This window comes from Pseudomonas sp. 43A (assembly GCF_013363935.1).
GTDB lineage: Bacteria > Pseudomonadota > Gammaproteobacteria > Pseudomonadales > Pseudomonadaceae > Aquipseudomonas > Aquipseudomonas crudilactis.
In genome coordinates, this window is sequence record NZ_CP054880.1 from 1,503,886 (window position 1) to 1,517,163 (window position 13,278).

General features: G+C 59.5%; 8 protein-coding genes. 6 read left to right on the forward strand and 2 right to left on the reverse strand.

From position 1 onward, the window contains the following. Positions 1-26 precede the first annotated feature (26 nt). Together HUW52_RS06705 and HUW52_RS06710 are read left to right on the forward strand one after the other, a co-directional pair. On the forward strand, positions 27-1,391 hold the full coding sequence (locus HUW52_RS06705; protein ID WP_016985156.1) for a DUF1329 domain-containing protein: 1,365 nt from the start codon (positions 27-29) through the stop codon (positions 1,389-1,391). Positions 1,392-1,591: 200 nt separating this feature from the next. After that, entirely contained in the window at positions 1,592-4,324 is a 2,733-nt protein-coding gene (locus tag HUW52_RS06710) for a LuxR C-terminal-related transcriptional regulator (RefSeq protein ID WP_175553236.1), read from the forward strand. A 96-nt stretch (positions 4,325-4,420) separates the two neighbouring features. Here HUW52_RS06710 and HUW52_RS06715 read toward each other — a convergent pair whose 3' ends face one another. Next, positions 4,421-8,746, reverse strand: coding sequence for a M10 family metallopeptidase C-terminal domain-containing protein (locus HUW52_RS06715; RefSeq protein ID WP_175553237.1), 4,326 nt, complete (start codon positions 8,744-8,746; stop codon positions 4,421-4,423). 224 nt (positions 8,747-8,970) lie between these two features. On the opposite strand from HUW52_RS06715, the gene HUW52_RS06720 reads away from it, so the two are divergent. Then, positions 8,971-9,603, forward strand: coding sequence for an MBL fold metallo-hydrolase (locus HUW52_RS06720; protein ID WP_016985154.1), 633 nt, complete (start codon positions 8,971-8,973; stop codon positions 9,601-9,603). Between the two features lie 117 nt (positions 9,604-9,720). Further along, positions 9,721-10,458 carry an OmpA family lipoprotein gene (locus HUW52_RS06725; protein WP_016985153.1) on the forward strand — a complete coding sequence of 246 codons (738 nt, stop codon included), beginning with the start codon at positions 9,721-9,723 and terminating at the stop codon, positions 10,456-10,458. A gap of 226 nt (positions 10,459-10,684) precedes the next feature. On the opposite strand, the gene HUW52_RS06730 is transcribed toward HUW52_RS06725, so the two are convergent. Then, positions 10,685-11,119, reverse strand: coding sequence for a YhcB family protein (locus HUW52_RS06730; protein ID WP_007917055.1), 435 nt, complete (start codon positions 11,117-11,119; stop codon positions 10,685-10,687). A gap of 144 nt (positions 11,120-11,263) precedes the next feature. On the opposite strand from HUW52_RS06730, the gene HUW52_RS06735 reads away from it, so the two are divergent. Together HUW52_RS06735 and HUW52_RS06740 are read left to right on the forward strand one after the other, a co-directional pair. Then, entirely contained in the window at positions 11,264-11,893 is a 630-nt protein-coding gene (locus HUW52_RS06735) for an alpha/beta hydrolase (RefSeq protein ID WP_038361122.1), read from the forward strand. Between the two features lie 24 nt (positions 11,894-11,917). Further along, on the forward strand, positions 11,918-13,273 hold the full coding sequence (locus HUW52_RS06740) for a tryptophan--tRNA ligase (protein ID WP_175553238.1): 1,356 nt from the start codon (positions 11,918-11,920) through the stop codon (positions 13,271-13,273). Positions 13,274-13,278: the final 5 nt, after the last annotated feature.

Consider the following 13,278-nt stretch of genomic DNA (forward strand, 5'->3'; position numbering starts at 1 on the left):
CACTGCATTTCAGGACGAACGAATTTATGAAAATAACAAAGAGTCTGTTCCACGCCGGTGTTCTGGGCCTGTCGCTGCTGGCGACCGGCGTCATGGCCGCGGTGCCTGCTGCCGAAGCCGACAAACTGGGCAAGAGCCTGACGCCGATGGGCGCCGAAATGGCCGGTAACGCCGACGGTTCGATCCCGGCGTGGAAGCCGTTGCCGAAGAATGCCGGCTCGGTCGACAGCAAGGGTTTCCTGTCCAATCCATACGCCAGTGAGCAACCGCTGTTCACCATCACCGCGAAAGACGTCGACAAGTACAAGGACAAACTGGCACCGGGTCAGTACGCGATGTTCAAGCGTTACCCGGAAACCTTCAAGATGCCGGTGTATCCGTCCCACCGCGGTGCAACCGTGCCGGATGACGTGTTCGCCGCGATCAAGAAAAACGCCACCACCACCAACCTGGTGTCTGGTGGCAACGGCCTGGAAAACTTCGATACCGCCGTACCGTTCCCGATTCCGAAAACCGGTGTGGAAGTCATCTGGAACCACATCACCCGCTATCGCGGCGGCAGCGTGACCCGTCTGGTCACTCAGGCGACGCCGCAACCGAACGGCTCGTACAGCCTGGTGTACTTCCAGGATCAGTTCGTGTTCCGCGACAAGATGAAGGATTACGACCCGAAAAACCCGGGCAACATCCTGTTCTACTTCAAGCAGAAAGTGACCGCGCCGGCGCGTCTGGCCGGCGGTGTGCTGCTGGTGCACGAAACCCTTGACCAGGTAAAAGAGCCACGTTCGGCGTGGGTCTACAACGCTGGCCAGCGTCGTGTGCGTCGTGCGCCACAAGTGTCCTATGACGGTCCGGGTACTGCCGCCGACGGTCTGCGTACCTCCGACAACCTCGACATGTTCAACGGTGCGCCGGATCGCTACGACTGGAAACTCGAAGGCAAGAAAGAGATGTACATCGCCTCCGACAGCTACAAGCTCGACGATCCGAAGCTGAAGTACTCCGACATCATCAAGGCCGGCCACATCAACCAGGACCTGGCGCGTTACGAGCTGCGTCGCGTCTGGCACGTGGTGGCGACCCTCAAGGAAGGTCAGCGTCACATCTACGCCAAGCGTGACTTCTACATCGACGAGGACACCTGGCAAGCGGCGGTGATCGACCACTACGACGGTCGTGGTCAACTGTGGCGCGTCGCCGAAGCGCATGCGGAGAACTACTACGACAAGCAGGTGCCGTGGTACGCCCTGGAAACCCTTTACGACCTGCAGTCCGGCCGTTATCTGGCACTGGGCATGAAGAACGAAGAGAAGAGTGCGTATGACTTCGGCTTCACTGCCACCACCAGCGACTTCACCCCGGCCGCTCTGCGTCAGGATGGTGTTCGCTAACCTGCGGTAACCCGAGGCGCATCCTCGTGAAAACGCCCCGACTGGTTCGGGGCGTTTTTTTGTTTTTACAGGGTTGGGTCTACAGCCGGATGTAGCCTTTTTGTAGCCATTTGTAGCAGCGACCTTCATAACCGGTTCGTTTAAGGCTAGTCTGCGGACATCTGCAACGCCGCCAACAGCAATTCGAACAAGAGCCGGCCATGACTGATCTGTCCCCACTTCCGGGTCCCGCAAGCGTTGCCGTCGCGGCACTGGACGGGCGTTTTTTTCGCCCGCCATTACCTGACGGCTACGTGTTGCGACCACGCCTTTGCGAGCGCCTGCAGGCCGGGCTCGGTGGGCGCCTGTTGCTGGTCAGTGCCCCCGCCGGGTTCGGCAAGAGTTCGCTGGCGGTGGAGTTCTGTCAGAGTCTGCCGGCGCACTGGCAAAGTCTCTGGCTGGGGCTGAGCCCTCGCGACAGCGACCCCGGGCGCTTTCTCGAACGTTTGCTCGAAGGCTTGCAGGACTACTTTCCGCAATTGGGCAGTCGCGCACTCGGCCTGCTGAAAATGCGCCAACGCCATCAGCCATTTGCCTTCGAAGAATGGCTCGATGGCTTGCTCGATGAGTTGGCACTGCAACTCGATCCCGCCGCGCCACTGCTGCTGGTGCTCGACGATTACCATCTTGCCCAAGGCCCGGTGCTCGATCGCTGCCTGCAGTTTTTCCTCAACCATTTGCCCGATGGCTTGCTGGTGATGGTCACCAGTCGCCAGCGCCCGGACTGGCATCTGGCGCGTTTGCGTCTGTCGCGGCAGTTGCTCGAATTGCACGAGCAGGATCTACGCCTGACCCACGACGAAGCTTTGACCTTGCTCGATCGCCACAGCAGTTCGCTGCGCGGTGAAGCGCTGGAAAACCTGATCCAGCGCAGCGAAGGCTGGGTCGCCGGTTTGCGGTTCTGGCTGCTCGCGGTGTCTGAGGCCGGCAGCGATGCGGCGCTGCCACAAGCGCTGAACGGCGGGGAAGGGCTGATCCGCGACTATCTGCTGGAAGAAGTCATCGATTGCCTGCCCGCCGAAGTGCAGGCCTTTCTCTACGACACCGCCCCCCAGGAGCGTTTTTGCAGCGAGCTGTGCGATGCCGTGCGCGAAGCCCATGACAGCGCGGAGATCCTGCGTTTTCTGCTGGCGCATCAGGTGTTTCTGGTGCCGCTGGACGAGCACGGTCACTGGTATCGTTATCACCATTTATTCTCTGATTTGTTGCGCAGTCGGCCGATTGCTCAGGCGATGGTGCCGACTGCAACGCTGCATCTGCGTGCCTGTCGCTGGTTCAACGCACAAGGGCTGCTGGATGAAGCCGTGGAGCAAGCGTTGCGCGCCGGGCACCTGGATGTCGCGGCAAATCTGGTACAGAACCTCTCGGAGGAGCAACTGCTGGCCGAGCAAAACGTCGGCATGCTGCTGCGCTGGAAAATGGATTTGCCAGACAGCCTGTTGATCAGCACCCCGCGCTTGATTGTGTTGTACAGCTGGGCGCTGGGGCTGGCCTGCCAGCTCGATGCTGCCGAAGAGTTGTCCAGCCATCTGAGTCGCTTCCTGCCGGCGCCTTCAGCCACCGCGCAGAAATCGATGCTGGCGCAATGGCTGGCGCTGAGCGGAATCATTGCCCGTGGCCGCGGCCATCGTGAGCTGACTCTCAAGTATTGCAGTGAAGCTTTGGAAAGCCTGCCGGCCAAACGTTATGGCCAGCGGCTGATGTGCTTATCGACCTTGTCCAATCTGGCCATTGCCGATGGCGATCTGTGGCGCGCCCGTGGGCTGAATCGCGAGTCCCTGGAGCTGGCGCAACGCGTCGGCAATCCCTTGTTCGAAGCGTTGGCGCATTACGACCGAGCCCGTGTCTTGCAGGCACGCGGTGAAATTCTGCGTGCACTCGATGAAGTCCATCAGGGGCTGGAACGCTTGCGTGGCTTGTCGCCACAGCGCTTGTACGCGGTGCGTGCACGGCTGACGCTGTACGAGGGTTTTCTTTTGGCCATGCGCCTGCAGCCGCAGGCCGCGCGCGCGCGGCTGTCGGCGGGAATCGGCGAGGCACGCGCCTGTCGCGATATCAGCGTGTTGATCGGTCACTGCGTGATCGCCCGCCTGGACGGCAGCACTGGCGAGTTCGCCAAGGCTTTTGCCGAGCTTGCCGAAGCCGAACGCCTGATGCACATCTGGGACGTGCCGCCGATCTACTACCTGGCCATGATCACCCTGGTCAAATGTGAGCTGTGGCTCGCACAGGGCCGTACCGACCTGGCCGAAGCCTGGCTCGCGCGCCTTGGTCAGACTTATACGGGCGAACGCGCTGCCGCGCCGCCCGAGTTTCATCCACAGCTGCCGCTGCATGTGGAACTGCAACAAGCACTGCTGGACATGATTCAGGGGCAACCGATGCTCGCCGAAGGGCGTTTGAATGTGTTGCATGAAAACGGCCAGCAAACCGGCCGGCAGTTGCTCAGCGTGATGGCATTGACGCAGAAAGTGGCATTGCTGCTGGTCGGGGCGCGGGAGTCGGAAGCGCGCAAGGCGCTGGTTCAGGCGTTAGAGGCAGCATCTGGAGGCGTTCTGCAACCGTTCGAAGCATTGATGAAGCACTCGGATTGGTTTCGCGGGCAATTGATGCTGACGCCCTTGAGTGCGGTCAGTCAGCAACTGCTGGCGCTTTTTCCACCGTCAGCGGCCCGCTCGACGGCGGATTGCGCCACGTCGGAACACCTCAGTAGTCGAGAACTGGCGGTCTTGCGCCTGATCGCGCAGGGCTGTTCGAATCAGGAGATCAGCGAGCAGTTGTTCATTTCTCTGCACACTGTGAAAACCCATGCCAGCCATATCAACAGCAAGCTGGGGGTCGAGCGGCGAACGCAGGCGGTGGCCCGGGCCAAGGGGCTGGGTATCCTCGGTTAGAGGCAATGAACGCCGAGTGTGAAAAAGCCCTGAACCAGTCAGGGCTTTTTTTGACGTGCGGCCTGCAAGGCAGGCCGCAAATGGCGGTAATGAAGGTCAGGCCACCAGATCGTTAGCGGTAAATGCGTTGACCCCCACCAGCTGGATTTCGAAGTCCGCCCCGACATTGCCACTGACATTGCCGGAAAGAATGTGGTCAACGAAGCGCACTTGGCCTGCGCCGGTAAAGTCAGCAGCACCGATGAAACTGAACCCGTTGACTCCGGCAGTCAGCAGGTTGGCGTCAAACTTCGACAGATCGATCTTGTCGCCTTGTGCGCTGCTGAAATCGGTGATGATGTCGCGCAGGTTTCCAATGCCCGACTCGCTCCAGTCATTGAAGGCAAAGGTATCGGCACCTGCTCCTCCAGTCAGATTATCGGTACCCATACCGCCAATCAGAGTGTCACTGCCCAAGCCACCCTCCAGCCGGTCGGCGCCGAGACCGCCGTCGAGAATGTTGTTGCCGTCGTTGCCGACCAGACGGTTGCTGACTTCGTTGCCGGTGGCGTTGATGTTGTCGCTGCCGGTCAGCAGCAGGTTCTCGACGTTGGCACCAAGGCTGTAGCTGACACTGGCGAAAACCCGGTCGAGTGCGGTCAGCGAAGCGTCGGTTTCGATCACCACATCGTTGACGTTATCGACGTAATAAGTGTCGATGCCCGCGCCGCCGATCATGGTGTCCGCGCCGAGGCCGCCATTGAGTGTGTTGTTTTGATCGTTGCCGGTCAGGGTGTTGTTCAGGCTGTTGCCAGTGCCATTGAGGGCGTTGCCGGTCAGAACGAGGTTTTCCAGGTTGGCGCCCAGCGTCCAGTCGACCGAAGAGCGAACAGTGTCGATTTCATTGATCAATGTACTGCTCTCGGTGATGGTGTCACCGACGTTGTCGACGATGTAGGTGTCATTGCCCAAGCCACCTTCCAGGCGGTCGGCGCCGAGGCCACCGTCGAGAATGTTGTTGCCGTCGTTGCCGACCAGACGATTGCTGACTTCGTTGCCGGTGGCGTTGATGTTGTCGCTGCCGATCAGCAGCAGGTTTTCGACATTCGCGGCGAGGCTGTAGCTGACGCTGGCGAAAACCCGGTCGAGTGCGGTCAGCGAAGCGTCGGTTTCGATCACCACGTCGTTGACGTTATCGACGTAATAGGTGTCGACGCCAGCGCCACCTTCCATGCGGTCGGCGCCGAGGCCACCGTCGAGCGTGTTGCTGCCATCGTTGCCGACCAGGCGGTTGCTGACTTCGTTGCCGGTGGCGTTGATGTTGTCGCTGCCGATCAGCAGCAGGTTCTCGACGTTGGCGCCGAGGGTGTAGCTGATGCTGGAAAACACCCGGTCGAGTGCGGTCAGCGAAGCATCGGTTTCGATGACCACGTCGTTGACGTTATCGACGTAATAAGTGTCGATGCCCGCGCCGCCGATCATGGTGTCCGCGCCGAGGCCGCCATTGAGTGTGTTGTTTTGATCGTTGCCGGTCAGGGTGTTGTTCAGGCTGTTGCCAGTGCCATTGAGGGCGTTGCCGGTCAGAACGAGGTTTTCCAGGTTGGCGCCCAGCGTCCAGTCGACCGAAGAGCGAACAGTGTCGATTTCATTGATCAATGTACTGCTCTCGGTGATGGTGTCACCGACGTTGTCGACGATGTAGGTGTCATTGCCCAAGCCACCTTCCAGGCGGTCGGCGCCGAGGCCACCGTCGAGAATGTTGTTGCCGTCGTTGCCGACCAGACGATTGCTGACTTCGTTGCCGGTGGCGTTGATGTTGTCGCTGCCGATCAGCAGCAGGTTTTCGACATTCGCGGCGAGGCTGTAGCTGACGCTGGCGAAAACCCGGTCGAGTGCGGTCAGCGAAGCGTCGGTTTCGATCACCACGTCGTTGACGTTATCGACGTAATAGGTGTCGACGCCAGCGCCACCTTCCATGCGGTCGGCGCCGAGGCCACCGTCGAGCGTGTTGCTGCCATCGTTGCCGACCAGGCGGTTGCTGACTTCGTTGCCGGTGGCGTTGATGTTGTCGCTGCCGATCAGCAGCAGGTTCTCGACGTTGGCGCCGAGGGTGTAGCTGATGCTGGAAAACACCCGGTCGAGTGCGGTCAGCGAAGCATCGGTTTCGATGACCACGTCGTTGACGTTATCGACGTAATAAGTGTCGATGCCCGCGCCGCCGATCATGGTGTCCGCGCCGAGGCCGCCATTGAGTGTGTTGTTTTGATCGTTGCCGGTCAGGGTGTTGTTCAGGCTGTTGCCAGTGCCATTGAGGGCGTTGCCGGTCAGAACGAGGTTTTCCAGGTTGGCGCCCAGCGTCCAGTCGACCGAAGAGCGAACAGTGTCGATTTCACTGATCAATGTACTGCTCTCGGTGATGGTGTCACCGACGTTGTCGACGATGTAGGTGTCATTGCCCAGGCCACCTTCCAGGCGGTCGGCGCCGAGGCCACCGTCGAGAATGTTGTTGCCGTCGTTGCCGACCAGACGATTGCTGACTTCGTTGCCCGTGGCGTTGATGTTGTCACTGCCGGTCAGCAGCAGGTTCTCGACGTTGGCGCCAAGGCTGTAGCTGACACTGGCGAAAACCCGGTCGAGTGCGGTCAGCGAAGCGTCGGTTTCGATCACCACATCGTTGACGTTATCGACGTAATAGGTGTCGACGCCCGCGCCGCCGATCATGGTGTCCGCGCCGAGACCGCCATCGAAAGTATTGTTTTGATCGTTGCCGGTCAGGGTGTTGTTCAGACTGTTGCCAGTGCCATTGAGGGCGTTGCCGGTCAGAACGAGGTTTTCCAGGTTGGCGCCCAGCGTCCAGTCGACCGAAGAGCGAACAGTGTCGATTTCACTGATCAATGTACTGCTCTCGGTGATGGTGTCACCGACGTTGTCGACGATGTAGGTGTCATTGCCCAGACCACCTTCCAGGCGGTCGGCGCCGAGGCCACCGTCGAGAATGTTGTTGCCGTCGTTGCCGACCAGACGATTGCTGACTTCGTTGCCGGTGGCGTTGATGTTGTCGCTGCCGATCAGCAGCAGGTTTTCGACATTCGCGGCGAGGCTGTAGCTGACGCTGGCGAAAACCCGGTCGAGTGCGGTCAGCGAAGCGTCGGTTTCGATCACCACGTCGTTGACGTTATCGACGTAATAGGTGTCGACGCCAGCGCCACCTTCCATGCGGTCGGCGCCGAGGCCACCGTCGAGCGTGTTGCTGCCATCGTTGCCGACCAGGCGGTTGCTGACTTCGTTGCCGGTGGCGTTGATGTTGTCGCTGCCGATCAGCAGCAGGTTCTCGACGTTGGCGCCGAGGGTGTAGCTGATGCTGGAAAACACCCGGTCGAATGCGGTCAGCGAAGCATCGGTTTCGATGACCACGTCGTTGACGTTATCGACGTAATAAGTGTCGATGCCCGCGCCGCCGATCATGGTGTCCGCGCCGAGGCCGCCATTGAGGGTGTTGTTCAGGTCGTTACCGGTGAGCGTGTCGTCAAAGGCTGAGCCGATAGCATTTTCGATCTGCGCACCGTAGGCAATCGCCAAACCATCATTGAGCAGGTTGGTGCCGTCGGTGAACGCTTTGCCTATTTGACTGAAGGCTCCTTCGTTGAGATTCAGGCTGACGGCCGCTAACTGGTTACTGGCATCAATCGTATCGTTGCCGCCGGCGTCCCAGATGGTCTCGAAAACCGATTGATTGGCGCCCCATTTGTATACGTTGTCACCGTTCTGCCAAAGCATGTTGGCACCGTATAGCTTCTGGATTGCCAGGATATCCAGCAACATGGGCGTGGTTGGCTGGAACGAGTAGGCATTGTTGTAACTCATGACCGTGAAGTGCGAGTCGTCCAGCAACGGCGAAATCACGTTGCTGTTGGATGCACTGGCTTCGAAAGGATGCTTGAGGCCCAGCGCATGACCGATCTCATGCACGAACGTCATGTAGTCGTAAGTGCCTTTGCCCGGGTCCGGATTGTTTGTCGATGGCCCGATCCATACGTCGCCTGCCAATGGCGTTCTATCTGGAAAGTACGCCCACGCAGCGGTCTTCGGATCCATGCCCGCGTATCCACCGAATCGCAGATCGCCAGCGCTGTTGATGTTGTCACTGACCAGTGTGAACTTGATGTTCGCCACCGAACTCCACGTGCTGAGGGCGCTGGTTATAGCCGTCTGTTGCGCGGTGGTCAGGTTGAAACTGTTCAGGAATTCGTTGTCAGGGCTGTAATCCTTGGCGAAGTACGATTGGCCGGGTGTTACAAAACTGTAGGTCAGCCGTGTCGAAAAAAAATCTTCACCGCCAAAGTCGGGGCTCAGCCACTGCGTGCCATAGATCAGGCTATCAGTCTGAGCATTGCCGGTTAAAAACGACGATTGGGTGAGTGCATAGCCAAGTGGAGACGACATTCGAATATCCTGAGAGGGTTTGCGACCGTCCTGATGTGGTCGCTACTGGCGATAATTTTGTATCAGATCCTGCGTCAATTGATATCACTGAGCCATTACTTTTTTTCAGCTCAACGTCAGAAAACTGACTCAGTGATATATCGGAAAGGTTGGCAATATCTGCAGGAAAACCTGTTGTTATCCTTGCGCGGGTCAACGCGCATCAATATTCGACGAGACATCCCATGATCACCCTCATCCGTGAAACCTTCCCTGTCGGCCCGCTCCAGTGCAATTGCACCATCATCGGCGATCCGGTCACAAAGAAAGCTATCGTTGTCGACCCCGGAGGCAATCCGGACATGATCATGGCGCGGCTCGATGCGCATGGTCTGAAAGTCGTCAGCATCATTCACACCCACGCACACCTTGATCACTTTCTCGCGTCGGGGCAGATGAAAGAAAAAACCGGGGCGACCCTGCATTTGCACAAAGAAGACCAGTTCCTCTGGGACAACCTCGAAATGCAATGCCAGATGTTCGGTGTGCCATACACCCCGGTGCCATCGCCAGATCGATGGTTGAGCGATGACGAAGAGTTGGCCTGTGGTTGTGGTGTGGCGCTGCATACGCCGGGACATACACCCGGTTCCATGAGCTTTTGGTTTTCCGAGGCTAAGCTGTTGATAGCCGGCGACACGCTGTTTCGTCGCGGCGTAGGGCGCACGGATTTGTGGGGCGGCGATCAGGCGACCATCGTGCGTTCGATCAAGCAGCGGCTATATACGCTGGACGAGGATGCGACCGTGGTGACCGGTCACGGGCCGGATACGCGTCTGGGTGATGAAATGCGCGAAAACCCGTTCGTCAGGGCCTAAATATTTTGTCACGAGTGTCCGGCGGAATTTTTGTGCATTGTCATGATCAAACGCCCGCGCAGGTCCATTAGCCAATTGGGCCGCTGCACCACAGAATGCGAAAACCAGGAGCTCTCCATGTTCACCACGCGTCGTTTGATTATTGTCGCTACTGCCGTGGCCGTGCTGTCCGGCTGCGCCTCGCCTAACCCGTATGACAATCAAGGCCAGGCCGACGGTGGCTCGCAAGGCATGAGCAAAACCGCCAAGTACGGCGGCCTGGGTGCTCTGGCCGGTGCGCTTGCCGGCGCCGCTATCGACCACAACAATCGCGGCAAAGGTGCCTTGATCGGTGCCGCCGTGGTGGGCGCTTCCGCTGCCGGTTACGGCTACTACGCCGATCAGCAGGAAAAGAAACTGCGCGCGAGCATGGCCAATACCGGTGTTGAAGTGCAGCGTCAGGGCGATCAAATCAAACTGATCATGCCGGGCAACATCACTTTCGCCACCGATTCGGCGAATATCGCTTCCAGCTTCTACCAACCGTTGAACAACCTCGCGGGCTCGTTGAAAGAGTTCAGCCAGAACCAGATCGAAATTGTCGGCTACACCGACAGCACCGGCAGCCGCCAGCACAACATGGACCTGTCCCAGCGTCGTGCGCAGAGCGTGGCGACCTACCTGACTTCGCAAGGTGTCAGCGGTGCCAACCTGTCGGCCCGTGGCGCCGGTCCCGATAACCCGATTGCCAGCAACGGTGACGTCAATGGCCGGGCGCAGAACCGCCGCGTTGAAGTCAACCTGAAGGCGATTCCGGGCCAGCAGTATGGTGGTCAGCAGCAACAGCAGCCGGGCACGGTTCAGCAGTATCCGTAAGCGAATGCCTGAATGAAGAAATGCCCGGTCCTGTGATCGGGTATTTTTTTGTCCGGCCTGTGCCGGCCCCTTCGCGAGCAAGCTCGCTCCCACATTTGAAATGCATTCCCCTGTGGGAGCGAGCCTGCTCGCGAAGGGGCCGCTACAAACACTGAAGATTACAGACACAAAAAAGCCCCCGGACACATCACTGTCCGGGGGCTTTTTGTTTGTCAGCGAAGACTGATTACTTCTTCAACCCGTAATGCTCATCGAGCATGCCCGGCGAATTCGGTGTCTTCGGTGCGTAGTCGCGCGGCGGCTCCTGATCGCGCGGTGGCGTCAGGCGTTCACGTGGCGCGACTGCCGCGTCAGCGTGCAGGGCAGCGATCAGGCGCTGGCGGGTCTGCTCGTCCAGGGCCAGACGATTGGCGCCCTCGGCGAGATGATCCTGCACTTCCTGATAGCTCTGGGTCAGCTTCTTGACCAGCATCGCGGTGCTGTTGAAGTGGGTGACCACCTCGTTTTGATAACTGTCGAAACGCTCCTGGATATCATCCAGTTGACGCTGCGTACGGCTCGGCGCGGCGTTCGGCGCAACGCGCGCGATCAGGAATCCAATGGCGACACCCACAACCAGGGCAAGAGTCGGTAACAACCAAACTAAGAGCGAGTGTTCCACGAGTCCTTCCTCTATAAACGGCTTTGCTTTACGTTAACGGCTCGAACCTGCGCTGTATACCGCGATTCACTCGCAATAGATTGGCACAGACAATTTGCTAGACGAGTCGACCCGATTCGAGGTCACGGAGTTCCTTCCTTGCTGATGCGTGAAACCCCTGTAGTGATTGACGGCCCGGTGGGTCAACTTGAGTCTCTGTACCTGGATAACGAGCAGCCAATCGGCATCGCGCTGATCTGCCATCCGAACCCGGTGCAGGGCGGCACCATGCTCAACAAGGTCGTCTCGACCCTGCAGCGCACTGCGCGCGACGCAGGTCTGATTACCTTGCGCTTCAACTATCGCGGCGTTGGTGCCAGCGAAGGTTCCCACGACATGGGCACCGGCGAGGTCGACGATGCTCAGGCTGCCGCTGCATGGCTTCGCGAGAAACATCCGGATCTGCCGCTGACCCTGTTCGGTTTCTCCTTTGGTGGATTTGTTGCAGCAAGTCTCGGCGGCCGTCTCGAAGCCCAGGGCGTACAGCTCAAGCACCTGTTCATGGTTGCGCCGGCGGTGATGCGTCTGGGCGAGCAGGATCAACTGCCGCAGCAGGGTGAACTCACGGTGATCCAGCCGGAAACCGACGAGGTCATCGATCCGCAGCTGGTTTACGACTGGTCGGAAAAACTCCAGCGCCCCCATGAGCTGCTGAAAGTGGCAGAATGCGGACACTTTTTTCATGGCAAGCTGACCGATCTCAAGGATCTGATCCTGCCGCGTCTCTCGAATTGATTGCAGTCTGACAAGCGATTACCCATGACGAACCGTACCCGAATCCTCACCGGCATCACCACCACCGGCACGCCGCACCTGGGCAACTACGCCGGCGCCATCCGCCCGGCGATCCTCGCCAGCCGCGACAGCAATGCCGACTCGTTCTACTTCCTGGCCGACTACCACGCCCTGATCAAATGCGATGACCCGCTGCGCATCCAGCGTTCGCGTCTGGAAATCGCCGCGACCTGGCTGGCCGGTGGCCTCGATGTCGACCGCGTGACTTTCTACCGCCAGTCCGACATCCCGGAAATCCCTGAACTGACCTGGCTGCTGACCTGCGTTGCCGCCAAGGGCCTGCTCAACCGTGCGCACGCCTACAAGGCGTCGGTCGACAAGAACGTCGAAACCGGTGAAGACCCGGATGCTGGCATCACCATGGGCCTCTACAGCTACCCGGTGCTGATGGCCGCAGACATCCTGATGTTCAACGCGCACAAAGTGCCGGTCGGTCGTGACCAGATCCAGCACGTGGAAATGGCCCGCGATATCGGCCAGCGTTTCAACCACCTGTTCGGTCAGGGCAAAGAATTCTTCACCATGCCCGAAGCGCTGATCGAAGAAAGCGTGGCGACGTTGCCAGGCCTCGACGGGCGCAAGATGTCGAAGAGCTACGACAACACCATCCCGTTGTTCTCCAGCGCCAAAGAGATGAAGGACGCGATCTCGCGGATCGTCACCGACTCCAAGGCGCCAGGCGAAGCCAAGGATCCGGACAACTCGCACTTGTTCACGCTGTTTCAGGCCTTCGCCACGCCGGCGCAGGCGGACGAGTTCCGCAGCGAACTGCTCGGTGGTCTGGGTTGGGGCGAGGCGAAGAACCGTCTGTTCCAGTTGCTCGATAACGATCTCGGCGAAGCGCGCGAGAAGTATCACCAGTTGATCGAGCGCCCGGCAGACCTGGAAGACATCTTGCAGATCGGTGCGAAGAAGGCCCGTGCTGTGGCAACGCCGTTCCTCAACGAGCTGCGCGAAGCCGTCGGCCTGCGCTCCTTCGTCAATCAGGTTCAGGTTGCTGCGACGACCAAAAAGAAAGCCGCGAAAGCCGCGCGTTTCGTCAGCTTCCGCGAAGACGACGGCAGCTTCCGTTTCCGTCTGCTGGCAGCCGATGGCGAGCAACTGTTGCTGTCGCGCAACTTTGCTGACGGCAAAGCCGCAGGGCAGGTGACCAAACAGCTGCAATCCGGCCAGCCACTGGACGTGCGCAGCGAAGACCTGAGCTTCAGCGTCTGGCTGGACCGCGAGTGCGTTGGCGACAGCCCGGCATTCGCCGACGCTGCTGCGCGGGACGCGGCCATCGAGGCTCTGCGCGTCGCGCTGACCCCGGTTCAGGACTAATCGGC

Coding starts and splice junctions, on each gene's coding strand:
- HUW52_RS06705 (WP_016985156.1), top strand. CDS start 27: ATGAAAATAACAAAGAGTCTGTTCCACGCCGGTGTTCTGGGCCTGTCG.
- HUW52_RS06710 (WP_175553236.1), top strand. CDS start 1,592: ATGACTGATCTGTCCCCACTTCCGGGTCCCGCAAGCGTTGCCGTCGCG.
- HUW52_RS06715 (WP_175553237.1), bottom strand. CDS start 8,746: ATGTCGTCTCCACTTGGCTATGCACTCACCCAATCGTCGTTTTTAACC.
- HUW52_RS06720 (WP_016985154.1), top strand. CDS start 8,971: ATGATCACCCTCATCCGTGAAACCTTCCCTGTCGGCCCGCTCCAGTGC.
- HUW52_RS06725 (WP_016985153.1), top strand. CDS start 9,721: ATGTTCACCACGCGTCGTTTGATTATTGTCGCTACTGCCGTGGCCGTG.
- HUW52_RS06735 (WP_038361122.1), top strand. CDS start 11,264: ATGCGTGAAACCCCTGTAGTGATTGACGGCCCGGTGGGTCAACTTGAG.
- HUW52_RS06740 (WP_175553238.1), top strand. CDS start 11,918: ATGACGAACCGTACCCGAATCCTCACCGGCATCACCACCACCGGCACG.